This is a genomic window from Arthrobacter sp. NPDC056691 (genome assembly GCF_042791415.1).
GTDB lineage: Bacteria > Actinomycetota > Actinomycetes > Actinomycetales > Micrococcaceae > Arthrobacter.
This window is the reverse complement of record NZ_JBHTXX010000019.1, coordinates 38,751-53,459: the sequence shown is the minus strand read 5'-3', so window position 1 is coordinate 53,459 and position 14,709 is coordinate 38,751. Positions and strand designations below refer to the sequence as shown.

The window sequence follows — 14,709 nt, the reverse complement described above, 5'->3', positions numbered from 1 at the left end:
GACGGCGGTCTGCCGGGCTCAGGGCTCGCTGCGGAGTTCCGGCTCCTTTTTGAGACCGGTCAGGCCGTTCCAGGCCAGGTTCACGAGGTGGGCGGCGACGGCCCGTTTGTCGGGCTGGCGGGCGTCCTGCCACCACTGCCCCGTCATCGCCACCATGCCCACGAGCATCTGCGCGTACATGGCGCCGTCGGCTGCGCTGAATCCACGGCGGGCGAACTCGTCGGCCAGGATGTGTTCAACGCGGGCCGTCACGTGCGAGAGCAGGGTGGAAAAGGCGCCTTCGGGCTGTGACGGGGGAGCGTCCCGCATGAGGATGCGGAATCCGTCGGTGCGTTCCTCGATGTAGGTGAGCAGGGCCAGGGCGGCGCGTTCCACGAGGACGCGCGGCTTGGCTTCGTCGGCCAGGGCGTCGTTGATGGCGGCGAGCAGGATGCGGAACTCGTACTCGACGACCTGCGTGTACAGGCCCTCCTTCGAGCCGAAGTGCTCGTAGATCACCGGTTTGGAAACGCCTGCAGCGGCAGCGATTTCTTCGATGGTGGTGCCGTCCAGGCCCCGCAACGCGAACAGGGACCGGCCTACCTCGATGAGCTGGGACCGGCGCTGGGGCCCGGTCATCCGCGACCGGGGGATGCGCCCCGCCGCTGCTTCGGGCCTTGCTGGCAGGTTCCCCGGACCGTCAGTTGTCCCTGTGCTGTTTCTCACGGTCCAATCATGCCTTACGTCAAGCAGCGGGCGGGGGCGACGGCGGGTCCCGGCGCGCTGCCCCAGCCGGAGCCGGCGCACCCAAAGCGCCGAGGTCGCACGAGCATCAACGTTCGTGGCAGAATTGGTTCTCGTGCCCAGGCTAAACGCCGGGCATGGTCCGCTCTGGTGTAATGGCAGCACCCCGGCCTTTGGAGCCGTGGAGTATAGGTTCGAATCCTATGGGCGGAACAGCTGCATCAGAGGTGTCCAGTAGGATGAACCCTGTTGCCGGTTCCGGGCACAGGTTCGGACACCGCCGCGCAGGCAGCCGCGGATGCAGTACAGCGCAACCGAGCAAGGAGAGCCCGTACGTGAGCCCCGAGAAATCCGGCCCAGCCGCCGTTATCGTCCTAGCTGCAGGTGCCGGTACCCGGATGAAATCCCGTACCCCCAAGATCCTCCACGAAATCGGCGGCCGTTCCATGGTTGGCCACGCCCTGCTTGCTGCCCGCAGCATCAGCCCCGAGCGCCTGGCCCTGGTGGTCCGGCACGAGCGGGACCGCGTCGCCGCGCACCTCACCGAACTCGATCCGGACGCCCTGATCGTGGACCAGGACGAGGTTCCCGGCACCGGCCGCGCGGTCGAAGTTGCCCTCGAAGCCTTGGACGCCAAGGAACCTGTCGCCGGAACGGTCGTGGTGACGTACGGCGATGTCCCGCTGCTGACGGGTGAAATGCTCGCCGAGTTGGTGTCCACGCATGAGCGCGAGGGCAACGCGATCACGGTGCTCACCGCGATCCTGGACGACGCCACCGGCTACGGCCGCATTCTTCGCGGCGAAGACGGCACCGTGACCGGCATCCGCGAGCACAAGGACGCCACCGACGCCGAGCGTGCGATCCGTGAGATCAACTCCGGCATCTACGCCTTTGACGCTGCTGTCCTCCGGGACGCCCTCGTCCACGTCACCACCGACAACTCGCAGGGCGAAAAGTACCTGACCGACGTCCTCGGGCTCGCCCGCGTGGCCGGCGGCCGCGTGGCCGCCGTCGTCACGGCCGACCGCTGGCAGGTGGAGGGCGCCAACGACCGCGTGCAGCTCGCCGCCCTCGGCGCCGAGCACAACCGCCGGACCGTGGAAGCCTGGATGCGCGCCGGTGTTACCGTCGTCGACCCTTCCACCACCTGGATCGATTCCACCGTGACCCTGGCGGAGGACGTCCGGATCCTGCCCAACACTCAGCTGCACGGCACCACCACCGTGGCGAGGGACGCCGTCGTCGGCCCCGACTCCACGCTGACCGATGTCAGCATCGGTGAGGGCGCCAAGGTGACCCGGACCCACGGTTCCGGTGCAGAGATCGGCGCGGGGGCCAGCGTTGGCCCCTTCACCTACCTGCGCCCGGGAACGGTCCTGGGCGAGACGGGCAAGATCGGCGCCTTCTACGAAACCAAGAACGTCAGGATCGGCCGCGGCTCCAAGCTGTCCCACCTGGGCTACGCCGGGGACGCCGAAATCGGCGAGGACACCAACATCGGCTGCGGCAACATCACGGCGAACTACGACGGCGAGAAGAAGCACCGCACGGTGATCGGCTCTGGCGTGCGCACCGGCTCCAACACAGTATTCGTCGCTCCGGTCACGGTGGGGGACGGCGCCTACAGCGGCGCCGGAGCCGTGATCCGCAAGGACGTGCCTGCGGGTGCACTGGCGCTCTCCATGGCAGCTCAGCGCAACGCCGAAGGCTGGGTCACCGCCAACCGCCCCGGCACGCTGTCCGCGGAACTGGCAGAAGCCGCCGCGGCCCGCGAAAGCCGCACTGATTCCCCAAATTCCCCCGCATCTACAGAAGAGGGCTAGCAACCATGACCGAAATTACGGCTCGCGGCGAGAAGAAACTGGTGCTCGCCGCAGGGCGTGCACACCCGGAGCTTGCCCGGGAGATCGCCAAGGAGCTGGGCACGGAACTGCTGCCTGTGGACGCCTACGACTTCGCCAACGGCGAGATCTATGTCCGCGCCGGGGAGAGCGTCCGCGGAACGGACGCCTTCGTCATCCAGGCGCACCCCGCACCGCTGAACAACTGGCTCATGGAACAGCTGATCATGATCGATTCGCTGAAGCGGGCTTCCGCCAAGCGGATCACCGTTGTTTCACCGTTCTACCCGTACTCGCGCCAGGACAAGAAGGGCCGCGGCCGCGAGCCCATCTCCGCCCGCCTCGTGGCCGACATGTACAAGACCGCCGGCGCTGACCGCATCATGAGCGTGGACCTGCACACCTCGCAGATCCAGGGCTTCTTCGATGGGCCGGTGGATCACCTCATGGCCATCCCGCTGCTCGCCGACTACATCCGCACCCGCGTCAGCGCCGACAACATCACCGTGGTCTCGCCGGACACCGGCCGCGTGCGCGTGGCTGAACAGTGGGCCGAGCGCCTCGGCGGCGCGCCGCTTGCATTCGTCCACAAGAGCCGCGACCTGACAGTGCCCAACCAGGCCGTGTCCAAAACCGTGGTGGGCCAGATTGAGGGCCGCACCTGCGTGCTGATCGACGACATGATCGACACCGGCGGAACCATCTCCGGCGCCGTGCAGGTGCTCAAGAACGCCGGCGCGAAGGACGTCATCATCGCCGCCACGCACGCGGTGTTCTCCGACCCCGCCGCCCGTCGCCTCTCCGAGTCCGGTGCCCGCGAAGTGGTGGTCACCAACACGCTGCCCATCAACCCGGAGAAGCGGTTCCCGCAGCTCACCGTCCTGTCCATCGCGCCGCTCATCGCCCGGGCCATCCGGGAAGTGTTCGACGACGGATCGGTCACCAGCCTGTTCGACGGCAACGCATAGCGGCGCTGTTTGAGTTCCGCCGGTTGAGCTTGCCGAAACCCGAAGCACCGGGTTCCGGCAAGCTCAACCAGCGGTGCCACGAAAGTGCTCGTTTTCAGTAAACGGGCCGGGCGCTGGTAAGCTTTTTCCCGATACCTTGGCGAGGGAGAGCACCTCCGGAATTCCGGACTGCTGGTCTCCGTTATCGACTGGGTCTGAACCACCCTTCTGGTGGGGCCGCCTTCGGGCCGCCCGGCGTTGAAGGTCACTCCAGACCTCCGCCCTTGCTGAACCAACCATCCACCAGGAGATTCACATGTCTGAGCAGAAGCTCGCAGCAGAAGCACGCACCGAATTCGGCAAGGGCTTCGCCCGCCGCGCCCGCGCCGCCGGCCAGATCCCCGCCGTGATCTACGGCCACGGCGCAGAGCCCATCCACATCACCCTGCCGGCCAAGGCCACCACCCTGGCTGTCCGCACGGCCAACGCCCTGCTGTCCCTGGACCTCAACGGTGAAGGCCACCTGGCACTCGTCAAGGATGTCCAGCGCGACCCGATCAAGCAGATCATCGAGCACATCGACCTCCTGACCGTCCGCCAGGGCGAGAAGGTCACCGTTGACGTTCCCGTACACGCCGTCGGTGAAACCGCCCCGGGCACCGTGCACAACCTGGAACTGACCGTCGTCTCCCTCGAGGCCGAGGCAACCCACCTGCCCGAGGCCGTCGAGGTCAACATCGAGGGCCGCGCCGCCGGCGAGCACATCCACGCCTCCGACCTCGTGCTCCCCAAGGGTGCCGTCCTGCTGACCGACGCCGAGGCCCTGGTGGTCAACATCTCCGAGGCCGCAGCACCGGCTGAGGGAGAAGAGGGCGAAGCTGAGGAAGCCGCCGCTGAAGAGGCTCCGGCCGCAGAAGCTGCTGCCGAGTAATTCGGGCACAACCCTTCCCGCGCCATATCCGGCGCGGACCGGTGGCCGGGTCCTTTTCGGGCCCGGCCACTGCCGTCCCTGCCCACTTGCGGGCAAACCCCGCCTTTAGGATTGATTCATGACTGACACCTGGCTGATCGTAGGCCTTGGCAACCCCGGACCCGAGTACAGCGGCAACCGGCACAACGTCGGCCAGATGGTGCTGGACGGGCTGGCCGGACGGATCGGCGCGAAGTTCAAGGCCCACAAGGCCAGGGCCCTCGTCCTCGAAGGCCGGCTGGGCATCGGCGGCCCCCGCGTAGTGCTGGCGAAGCCCGGCACCTACATGAACGTCTCCGGCGGGCCGGTGTCCGCGCTCGCCAGGTTTTACGACGTCGGGCCCTCCCGAGTGGTGGCGGTCCATGACGAGATCGACATCCCCTTTAATACGGTGAAGCTGAAGATCGGCGGCGGCGAGGGAGGGCACAACGGCCTCCGGGACATCTCCAAGGCCCTCGCCACCAAGGACTACCTGCGGGTCCGGGTGGGAGTCGGCCGTCCGCCGGGGCGGATGGACACCGCAGACTACGTGCTGCGGGACTTCGGCACCGCTGAAAAGAAGGAATTGCCCTTCCTGCTCGATGATGCCGCCGACGCCGTCGAGCTCCTGGTCAGGGAGGGCCTGACAGCCGCCCAGCAGCAGTTCCACACCGCCAAGGTGTAGCGTCTTCCGCCACGGTTTTTCCTCCCCGACGCACCTACCTCAAGGTCGCATCAAGGTCTGCGAAATGTGAACGCAGTGCCCTATATCCCTGCAAAGTAACGGGGTAGTCTTCTTTCTAAGCGGGGGAGGCGACGGAGCCTTCATCCTGCCGGGCGGGATGTAAGGAAAAGTTCATGTCAATTGAGCCACTGAGCTGGGGACGTGGGTCTACGGCGGGCGTGCTGGCGGGACCGGCGGGCGTTGCGGGCGGAACGGACCTCCAACGTTGGTCCGTTCCGGCGCGCAGCGCAGACCTTGACGCCATCCGCACGGCGCTGACAGATCCCGAGTCCCTGGGCGTCGTCATCACAGGTGCCCGCGGTGTGGGGAAATCCTCGCTCGCCCGCACCGCCGTCGCCGAGCTGGGTCCAGACGTCTGGGCGCTTCAGCTGCGCAGCCCACTGACCGGCTCGCAAACCTCGTACGGCTGCCTCGCGTTCCTCCTGGCCCGGCTTCCGCAGTCGGCGCTGGCTTCCCCCACCGCCATCCTCCAGGGCATCACTTCCCTGATCCGGTCCGACGCCGCGGGCCGGGACTGCGTCATCACCCTGGATACCACCGGCCAGATCGATGACATGAGCGCCGGCGTCATCCTGAACATCATGCTGACGCACACTGCGCGCGTCATCGCCATCGCGCCCAGCACCAGCGACCTTCCGGCGGACTTCCACTGGCTGCTCACCGACCGGCGGCTGACGGAAGCCCGGCTGGAAAATCTCAACGAACTGCAGACCCGGCAGGTCCTGCTGACGCTGCTGGGCCACCGCGTCTCGGCCTCGCTCGTGAGCACCTACCACGCCATCGTGGGCGGCAACCCGCTCCTGCTCAAGGCACTTGTCACAGAGCAGCAGCAGTCAGGAAACCTCGTCCTGTCCGATTCCGTCTGGACCCTGCGGGACAGGGTGGTGCTCGACGGCGCCACCGGGCTGGATGACATTGTCCGGTCCCGCTGGACCCGGGAAGAGCCGGAAACCCGCGAGGTCATCGAGATGCTTTCCTGCGCCCGGCGTGTGCCGCTGGCCCGGCTGTCCGAAATCTACGGCACCGCCACCGTGGCCGACATGGAAGATGCCGGGCTGCTGACGGTCGCCGACGCCGGAGACCGCTGGGTCTCCCTGCGGGAACAGTACCTTGGGGACGTTGTGCGCTCATGGCTGAGCATCTCCCGCCGTCGTGAACTCCGGACCCTGTTGCTGGGCGGCCACGAACCCGAGCTGTCCGCCCTGACCATGGAGGAGCGGATCGAGTTCGCCGCTTGGACCAGGGAATGCCAGGCCGAACTCAGCCCTGCCATGGCGGTGGCCGCCGCGGAGGCAGCGGTGCAGCTCTTTGACCCGCGGTTCGCGATCTCGTGCGTTGAAGGCATCACGAAGACCGACGACGTCTGGGTGGAAGCGCAGCTGCACAAGGCAACCGCCTACCTGCTGCTCGACCTGCCGGTGCAGGCCATGTCCGCGCTGGAGGACATTTCCCAGGGACAGCTGGACGCGCTCGATGCGGAGGCCTTCGCCCGCGTGGTGGCAGCCAAGATCCGGGTCATGGTCTGGCTGCCCGAGCTGTGCGACAAAGTGCCGGACGAGCTGGCAGCTGCGCGGAAGCGGCTGGGCGTTGCCGTGGGAGTGGCCTCCAGCTGGCCCGATCCGCTGGGCACGGCCGCCGACGCCATTACCCTGGCCGAATTCGAATACAAGTCCTTCGTCGGCGATTACGCCTCCATGGTCGCGGAGCTGGAGGAGGCGATCGACCCCGCGGTCAACAAGGACCCCGGCTTCAGGATCCAGGCAGCACTGCTCCTGATGCACGCCCTGTCGGCCGTTGGCCGGGAAATGGACGCCCTCCAGCTGATGCGCCGCGTCGGCGGACAGCTTTCGGATGCCGGGCCGCTCACCGGCCTGCGGGAACGGTTCGCGATGACGGCGTTCAACGTCCTGCTGCAGGCCGGCCAGTGGAAGCGGTGCCTGGAACTCGTCGGGCCGCCCAAGGGGCAGGAGGAGCGCCGGCTGGCCTACCGGACGTCCGCCACGGAACTGGCAGCCGGCATCGCCTACGTTTTCTCAGGCCGCGGTGCGGTGGCCCTGGATTCGCTGCTGTCCGCCGTCGCCCAGCTCGAGCTCCGCCCAGTGCTGAACATGCTGCAGGCCGCCTACGCCGCCACGGCCTTCGCCTACGCCCAGATCGGCAACGCCGGGCAGGCACACAAGTACCTCGACAAGCTCCGCGGCGTGCGCGGCCACTGCAACTTCGGCACGCTGTTCGTCACCGAGTTCTGTGCCGACATGGCGGGCCGGTGGCTGGGGGACACCGACGCCGTGAAGCGCCTCCTCGAGGCAGCACACCGCGACATCGACGCCGGCCGGTACACGCTGGCGGGCATCAGCCTGCTCGGAGCCACCGTGAACGGGACTGATGAGGACTTCCGCCTGATGGAGGAGGTGGCAGGCCGCCGCCAGGGGACCCTCGCCGAGATCTCACGCCTCGTCGCCGTGGGCACCCGCACCAAGGACGCCAAGGTCCTCTTGGAAGGCGCGCACCTGTGCGCCGAACTGGAGCTCGACGCCGTGGAGGCCCGGTGCGTTGCGCTCGCTGTCGACTTTGCCCGCCACTCCGGGGATTCTGCCTCCGCCCGCGTTGCCCAGGCCCGGCTGGACACGCTCACCGCCACGGTGCCCAGCCTGCCGATCGTTCCCAGCAGCGGAAGCCCGCTCCTTACCGCGCGTGAACGCCAGATTTCCCGTCTGGCCGGAAGGGGCGTGTCCAACCGTGACATCGCCCTGGAGATGGGCGTATCCGTCCGAACGGTTGAGGGCCACCTGTACCAGGTCTTCACCAAGCTCGGCGTGACATCCAGGGGTGATCTGCCTGGCCTTGTCTAACAGCTCCTCACCAAACAGCGCTTCGCCCAACACTTCGTCCCACGGCGTCTCGTCCAACGGCCGCGGTGCCAAGGCGGAACCGGAACTCCGCCAGCTGACCGGCCGCCGTGAAGCGATTGAGCATGTCTGCACCATCATCCGCAGCCGTGCCAGCCAGGCCGTCTACCTGATGGCGGGCCCCGGCGTCGGGAAAACATCCGTGACGGACGCCGTGCGCGAGAAGCTCGCGGCAGAGATGACAGTGCTTCGCATCCACGGCAGCTCCTCGCTGGCAAAAGTCCCCTACGGCGTGCTGGCGCCGTACACCTCCGGGCTCGCCCCCGAGGAAGCAGACTCGCCGGTCGCGGTGTTGCGGGCCGTCTGGGCCCACTTCCAGGAGCTGAAGGGGAGCCGCGGCCTCAAAGGGGGCGCCGACGCCCCTGTCCTCCTGGTGGTGGACGACGCCCACCACCTCGACGACGCCACGGCCAGCATGGTGGTGGACATGACCTCTGCCGGCTGGGCGACCGTTCTGGCCGCCGGGCGGCCGCGGCCGGGCCTGCCCCAGGCACTGAACCAGCTTTGGTATGACGGCCTGGCGGAACGCATCGATCTCCGGCCGCTCAGCGGCGATCAGGTCAGGGAGGTCGTGGAACACACTCTGCAGGGGACGGTACCCGTGAGCACCGTCCAGTCGCTGTGGTCCGCTTCAGGCGGCAACCCGCTGCTCCTCGACTGCCTGCTGAGCGACGCAACAGCCGATGGTACCCTGGTCCAGCGGAACGGGATCTGGGTGCTGCTCGGACCGTTGCCGGCGGACGGACCCAGGCTTTCGGACCTCGTGGTCAAGGATCTCCTCCGGAGACCGCCGGAGGAGCAGGATGCGCTCAAAGTGATCGCCCTGGCCGAGCCCGTGCCCAGGGGCCTGATCGAGGACGTCTGCGGCGGCGGCGTCGTGCGTTCCCTGCTGGACAACCAGGTGGTGACCGAATCAGCCGCGACGCACACCGAGCTGAGCCTTACGCACCCGATCCTGGGCGAATCGACGCGGCGCCAGGTGTCCGTCTCGCGGAGCCTGCAGCTGCGGCAGAAGCTTGATGCCCACCTGGATCCGGCCGCCGCCAGCGCGGAGGGCAGGCTGCGGCTGGTGGAGTGGTCGCTGGAATGCGGTCTCGAGGTGCCGGACCGGGACCTGCTGGACGCCGCCCTGCTGGCTGCGACCACGTTCAACAACGCCGGCGCCCGGCTCATGGCCAGCCACGTCCGGGCACCGGAGTTGCAGGCCCACGCGCTCGCCATCACGGCGCGGGCCCACTTCAACGAAGGCAAGTACCGCGAGGCCGCCGAACTCCTCGACGGCTGCTGGCTTAACCTGGCCGGGGATCCGGAAGCGCCGCAGGTCCTCATGCTCAGGGCGTCATCCCATCTGGCGCTGGGTAAGTCCGTGACGTCGCTCAGGGCTGAATCGCGCCACCGGCTGGAGGAGGCCGGGATCGCCCCGGACGCTGCCTGGCAGGACAGGATCCACGGCCTGCTGGAGATGACTGCCGCCGGTGACCACGAAGGCATCAGCGCTGTCATCGCGGCGCTGGGGACCACGGATCCGGAGTCTGCACCGGGTGTCGAAGCAACACTGCACGCCGTGGCGCAGGCACTGCTTGCCCAAACGCTGGTGGCCGCCGGACGGTCGCACCAGGCCCACGCCGCCGCGCTGGCGGCCGGCCCCTACCTGCCGGCGCTTGGCGGTGGCCTCTATTTCTTCAACGAGTTCGTCCTGACCCGCCTGGCGATCAGCACCCTCGCTGCCGGCAACTGGGAGTCTGCCGAGCATGAGCTGTCCGGTTACCCTGCGGAACGCACCGAGGGCGCTTCGACCTTCGGCGGCGGGATCCAGGCACTGCGCGGCCTGGGACTGCTGCGGCAGGGCCAGCTGGAGCGCGCTTACCAGGTCCTCCTGCCCGCAGTCGAAGCTCTCCGCGTCAATGACCCGCTGCAGGAGTTCAGGTTCGGCTCGTCGCTTGCCTTCTACGCCGCAGCACGGCTGGGCGACACCGCCCAGGCGAAGCGGCTCGAACAGGACTTCATTTCGGCCCGGCACGCCAGCGGACCCGGCTGCGATGCCGTCGCGGAGGCCTATGCTGCCGCCGCGGCTGAACACCTTGACCGGAAGGGCAGCGGGCTGGACAGGCTCCGTGAACTCGCGGGTTCCGAGTCCGTTGCGGACCATCCCGGAACGAGGATGGAGTGCCTCATCCTTTGCTCGGATCTCGGCGAGCGGTCGCTGGCACCGGAACTCGCCGCCCTCGCCGCCACCGTTGAGGGCCGGTGGGCAGCCGGCTGGCGGCAGCTGGCCCAGGCCTGGGCCTCGGAGGACGCCGACGTTCTGATGGACACGGCCGCAGCCCTCGAGGAAGCCGGGCTGCTGAACCTCGCGCGCGAAGCGTACGCCAGGGCCGGCGCCCTGCTGGACGCCGCGGGCGAGCGGCGCCGTGCCCGCCAGGCGATCGCCCATCGGGAGAAGTGCGACCAGGAACTCGGCGAGCGGTTCCGGGAAAGCCCGTTTGTCGCCTCCGTTCCGAGTGTCCACCTGACCCGCCGCGAGCGGGACATCGTGGAGCTGGCGGTGCAGGGCCTCTCCGACCGTGAGATTGCCCAGCAGCTGATGGTGTCCGTACGGACCGTCGAGGGGCATCTGTACCGCAGCTACGTCAAGCTCGGCGTCCGCCGGCGTGACGAGCTCGCGCTGGCCCTTCCGAAGAAGTAGCGCTTCCCAGGCTGTTTTTTTCTGGCCCCCCGGGGCAAATTCCGCGCGGTTGCACGCCGGACCGCGCCACCTGCGGGAACCAGTAGTTAAGTACTCAGAAAAACGAGTACCGGGTACTGGTGCCGCGGGCGCCAGTACGCGATTAACTATTAGTGGCAGCGGAAGCAGGGCTGATCTCCCCCCGAAGCTGCCACCAGATTTTTCAGGTCTCGCACCAGATTTCCGGCCCTCGGGGTCCGGGCAAGGCGGGGCCGGCGACGTCAGAGCCTTCTGAGACCGAGGCTCTCCCCCCAGCCGTCGCCGGCCCTTACAAGTAGTCCGCAACCAGCGAATATCCAACTGCATGATAAGGGCGGCCCGCAGCGACGGGGGCCGCCCTTCGCACGTGCCCGGTCAGGCATGTCACCGGTCAGGCAGGCACCGGTCAGGCAGGCCAGGTCCTGCCCATGCTCCGGCCGAACGTGCTGTGGGACAATTGAGAGGTACCTCAAGGCACCCAAGGAGTCCCATTGGCCGTAGTATCAACGCCAACCACGCTGACGCGTGCCCTTTCTGCGATGGACAATGCCGAGGTCCTGCGGATCCGCAACGACTTTCCCGTGCTGAACCAGACGGTCAACGGCCGCCCGCTCATTTATCTTGACTCCGGCGCCACCTCGCAGAACCCGCTGAGCGTGATCGAGGCGGAACAGGAGTTCTACGAACAGCGCAACGCTGCCGTACACCGCGGAGCCCACCACCTTGCCGTCGAGGCCACCGAGGTCTTCGAGGACGCCCGGCAGACCGTCGCCGACTTTGTCGGGGCGGACTATGCGGAAATCGTCTGGACCTCCAACGCCACCGAGGGCCTGAACGTCATTAGCTATGCGCTGTCGAACGCCGCCCTGTGGGCAGCCCAGGGGCGCGGCGACTCGAAGCTGCGGGACCTCGCACTGGGGCCGGGCGACGAAATCGTGGTCACCGAAATGGAGCACCACGCAAACCTGATTCCCTGGCAGGAACTGGCCTACCGGACAGGCGCCACCCTGCGGCACATCCCGCTGGACGACGCCGGGGTGCTGCGGATGGATGAGGCAGCGGACATTGTGGGGGAGCGCACCCGGCTGCTGGCGTTCACCCACGCCTCGAACGTGCTGGGCACCATCAACCCCGTCCGCGAACTCGTCGCCCTCGCCCGGCGGGCAGGTGCCCTGGTGGTGCTGGATGCCTGCCAGTCGGCACCGCACCTCGCCCTGGACGTCAAGCAGCTGGATGTCGACTTCGCGGTGTTTTCCGGCCACAAGATGCTGGGACCCACCGGCGTCGGTGTGCTGTACGGCAAGCAGGAGCTCCTGGACGTGCTCCCGCCGGTCCTGACCGGCGGTTCCATGATCACCACGGTGACCATGGAACGCGCGGAGTACCTTCCCGCGCCGCAGCGGTTCGAGGCCGGGACCCAGAAGATTTCGCAGGCAGTGGCCCTTGCCGCCGCGGTCAACTATCTGACGGAAACCGGCATCGACCGGGTGCACCGGTGGGAGTCCGAACTCGGCCAGCGGATGGTGGCAGGCCTGGAAGCCATCGACGGCGTCCGCGTGCTGGGTCCGGCCGCCGGCCAGGACCGGATCGGCCTGGCGGCCTTTGACGTTGCCGGTGTCCACGCGCACGACGTCGGCCAGTTCCTGGACGCGCGGGGCATCGCCGTCCGCGTGGGCCACCATTGCGCCCAGCCGCTGCACCGCCGTCTTGGCCTGACGGCCACCACCCGGGCCAGCGCCTACTTGTACAACACCACCGACGACGTGGACGAATTCCTGGACGCAGTGTCCGGAGTCCGCGCCTACTTCCGGGCCTAGCCCTCCGACGACTAGCCCCGCTCCCCGACGACAGGTACCTGAGCATGAGCCTCGACCAGCTTTACCAGCAGATCATCCTGGACCACTCCAAGGCCCGGCACGGCAGCGGATTGGCCGCAACGGCCGCTCCGGACGGCGCGTCCACGGGCCAGTCGCACCAGCTCAACCCCGTGTGCGGCGACGAGGTCACCCTGCGTGTGGCCGTGGACCACGGCACGGTCACGCAGTTGGCGTGGGACGGGGCAGGCTGCTCGATCTCCATGGCCTCCGCCTCCGTGCTGAGCGAGCTGGCCGAGGGCATGAGCGTGGACGAACTCCGCTCGGTGATCGGGAACTTCCGCGAGGTCCTGCGGTCCCGCGGAAAAATCCCGGCCGACCCGGAAATCCTGGGCGACGCCGCCGCCTTCGAAGGCGTGGCCCGCTACGCCGCGAGGGTAAAGTGCGCCATGATCTCGTGGGTCGCCGCCGAGGACGCCCTCAACCAGGCAGCCTGACCGCCCGGCCTCAGCGGTCCTGATCGGACCGTTGGAAGACATCCGGCACGCCGTCGCCGTCGTCGTCCCTTGTCTCTTCCGCTTCCAGGCGCCGGTAGTGCCTGTTGCGGGCCTTAAGAACGACGGCGGCCAGCACCGCCGCGGTCAGCGAACCGGTCAGGATGGCCACCTTTGCATGGTCGTCGTGGGCCGAGCCCGGCCCGAAGCTCAGTTCCGCGATCAGCAGCGAGACAGTGAAGCCCACGCCGGCCAGGACGGATAGCCCGGCGACATCGACCCACTTGAGCCCGTCGTCAAGCTGCGCGCGGGTGGTTTTCGTGACCAGGAACGTTGCCCCGAAGACGCCAACGGCCTTGCCCACGACCAGTGCTGCAACGATGCCCACCGCCACCGGGTCGGCCAAGGCGGACGTCAGCCCCGGGGCGCCGCCGAGCGCAACGCCTGCCGAGAAGAACGCGAACACGGGGACCGCAAAACCCGCAGACAGCGGACGGAGCAGGTGTTCCAGGCGTGCAGCCATGCCGGTGCCGCCGCCGTCGCCGGTGGTGCCGCCCGAAGTGATGCTGCCGCCGGCACTGCTGCCTGGGTGGCGCCGGTCCCGCCGCGAGGCTGCCACCGGGACGGTGAAACCGAGCAGAACGCCCGCCACCGTGGCGTGGATGCCGGAGGCGTGCACCAGGACCCACGTGGCAGCCGCGAGCGGCAGGAGCAGGTACCAGCGGGTGATCCGCTTCTGCGCCAGCCAGGCGAAAAGGGCCAGCGGGACAAGGGCGGCGAGCAGCAGGGCCGGCTGGAGCCCGGAGGAGTAGAAGAACGCAATGATGCTGATGGCGATCAGGTCGTCCACCACCGCGAGGGTGAGCAGGAAGGTCCGCAGCGCGGCGGGCAGGTGGGTGTTGATGACCGCCAGCACAGCCAGCGCGAAGGCAATGTCGGTGGCCGTGGGGATGGCCCAGCCCCGGAGGGCCTCGGCCCCCTGGTTCCAGACAATGACGGAGTAAATGATGGCCGGCACGGCGACGCCGCCTACCGCGGCCGTTACCGGGACCACTGCCCGGGATGGCCTGCGCAGGTCGCCGGAAACAAACTCGCGTTTGAGTTCCAGCCCGGCAATGAAGAAGAACAGGGCGAGCAATCCGTCCGAGGCCCAGTGCCCCACGCTGAGCTGCAGGTCCCACGGCTCGTAGCCGAGCTCCAGGTCACGCAGCCTAAAGTAGGCGCCAGCGGCGGGGGAGTTAGCCCAGATCAGCGCGGCTGCTGTGGCGGCCAGGAGAAGTGCGCCACCGACTGTCTCGGTACGCAGGATGGCCGCTATGCGAAGGTACTCCGGATAGGTGGAGCGGCTGAAGACCCGGAATTTCCGGGAGGGGAGCGGCAGTCTGGGCATCGGGGCTCCTCGGGCTCGGCAAAGTGACCTGCCGACCAGACTTCCCGGCGCACCTTGTGTCCAGCTTATCCGACTGGCGGAGGCCGCTGGTTTTTGGTTTGGGAAACCCGGTTAGGGCAGCTCAACCACCGGGCCCCCAAAAACCCACCAGGGGACCCCTTAAGATACCCGCCCGGGGCCCGCCCCCCCC

At 68.0% G+C, this 14,709-nt stretch carries 10 protein-coding genes and 1 tRNA gene; 9 read left to right on the top strand and 2 right to left on the bottom strand.

All coding sequences use genetic code 11. The features are described 5' to 3' along the window. Positions 1–18: 18 nt before the first annotated feature. Positions 19–618, bottom strand: a complete 600-nt coding sequence (locus ACFRAU_RS15595; RefSeq protein WP_378000628.1) for a TetR/AcrR family transcriptional regulator — start codon at positions 616–618, stop codon at positions 19–21. A 246-nt stretch (positions 619–864) separates the two neighbouring features. Between ACFRAU_RS15595 and ACFRAU_RS15590 the strand changes: the two genes are divergently transcribed. The 9 genes from ACFRAU_RS15590 to sufU all read left to right on the top strand — a co-directional run bounded on the left by ACFRAU_RS15590 (position 865) and on the right by sufU (position 13,132). Further along, positions 865–936 (top strand) — tRNA-Gln (locus ACFRAU_RS15590). 122 nt (positions 937–1,058) lie between these two features. Further along, complete coding sequence (glmU, locus tag ACFRAU_RS15585; protein ID WP_377997918.1) at positions 1,059–2,549, top strand: bifunctional UDP-N-acetylglucosamine diphosphorylase/glucosamine-1-phosphate N-acetyltransferase GlmU; 1,491 nt, start codon at positions 1,059–1,061, stop codon at positions 2,547–2,549. A gap of 5 nt (positions 2,550–2,554) precedes the next feature. Continuing rightward, positions 2,555–3,535, top strand: coding sequence for a ribose-phosphate diphosphokinase (locus ACFRAU_RS15580; protein WP_377997919.1), 981 nt, complete (start codon positions 2,555–2,557; stop codon positions 3,533–3,535). Positions 3,536–3,830: 295 nt separating this feature from the next. Further along, positions 3,831–4,445 (top strand): 50S ribosomal protein L25/general stress protein Ctc, encoded by a 615-nt coding sequence (locus ACFRAU_RS15575; RefSeq protein WP_377997920.1) that lies wholly within the window; start codon positions 3,831–3,833, stop codon positions 4,443–4,445. Between the two features lie 118 nt (positions 4,446–4,563). Then, a complete protein-coding gene (gene pth, locus ACFRAU_RS15570) occupies positions 4,564–5,148 on the top strand; it encodes an aminoacyl-tRNA hydrolase (RefSeq protein ID WP_378000600.1) in 585 nt (194 codons plus the stop codon). 173 nt (positions 5,149–5,321) lie between these two features. Next, a complete protein-coding gene (locus tag ACFRAU_RS15565; RefSeq protein WP_378000599.1) occupies positions 5,322–8,060 on the top strand; it encodes a LuxR C-terminal-related transcriptional regulator in 2,739 nt (912 codons plus the stop codon). Next, positions 8,053–10,803, top strand: a complete 2,751-nt coding sequence (locus ACFRAU_RS15560) for a LuxR C-terminal-related transcriptional regulator (RefSeq protein WP_378000598.1) — start codon at positions 8,053–8,055, stop codon at positions 10,801–10,803. Before ACFRAU_RS15565 ends, ACFRAU_RS15560 begins: the two co-directional genes overlap by 8 nt. Before the next feature lie 509 nt (positions 10,804–11,312). Further along, the gene (locus ACFRAU_RS15555; protein ID WP_378000597.1) at positions 11,313–12,638 is read left to right on the top strand and encodes a SufS family cysteine desulfurase; all 1,326 of its coding nucleotides are present in this window, start codon (positions 11,313–11,315) and stop codon (positions 12,636–12,638) included. Between the two features lie 44 nt (positions 12,639–12,682). Next, positions 12,683–13,132, top strand: coding sequence for a Fe-S cluster assembly sulfur transfer protein SufU (sufU, locus tag ACFRAU_RS15550; protein WP_377997925.1), 450 nt, complete (start codon positions 12,683–12,685; stop codon positions 13,130–13,132). 10 nt (positions 13,133–13,142) lie between these two features. Here sufU and nhaA read toward each other — a convergent pair whose 3' ends face one another. After that, positions 13,143–14,519: a Na+/H+ antiporter NhaA gene (gene nhaA / locus ACFRAU_RS15545; RefSeq protein ID WP_378000596.1), complete on the bottom strand. Its 1,377-nt coding sequence runs from the start codon at positions 14,517–14,519 to the stop codon at positions 13,143–13,145. Between the last annotated feature and the right edge of the window lie 190 nt (positions 14,520–14,709).

Bases quoted from the DNA above. Each gene is read 5' to 3' on its own strand.
- sufU (WP_377997925.1), top strand. From the start codon at position 12,683: ATGAGCCTCGACCAGCTTTACCAGCAGATCATCCTGGACCACTCCAAG.
- ACFRAU_RS15575 (WP_377997920.1), top strand. From the start codon at position 3,831: ATGTCTGAGCAGAAGCTCGCAGCAGAAGCACGCACCGAATTCGGCAAG.
- nhaA (WP_378000596.1), bottom strand. From the start codon at position 14,519: ATGCCCAGACTGCCGCTCCCCTCCCGGAAATTCCGGGTCTTCAGCCGC.
- ACFRAU_RS15565 (WP_378000599.1), top strand. From the start codon at position 5,322: ATGTCAATTGAGCCACTGAGCTGGGGACGTGGGTCTACGGCGGGCGTG.
- ACFRAU_RS15595 (WP_378000628.1), bottom strand. From the start codon at position 618: ATGACCGGGCCCCAGCGCCGGTCCCAGCTCATCGAGGTAGGCCGGTCC.
- ACFRAU_RS15580 (WP_377997919.1), top strand. From the start codon at position 2,555: ATGACCGAAATTACGGCTCGCGGCGAGAAGAAACTGGTGCTCGCCGCA.
- pth (WP_378000600.1), top strand. From the start codon at position 4,564: ATGACTGACACCTGGCTGATCGTAGGCCTTGGCAACCCCGGACCCGAG.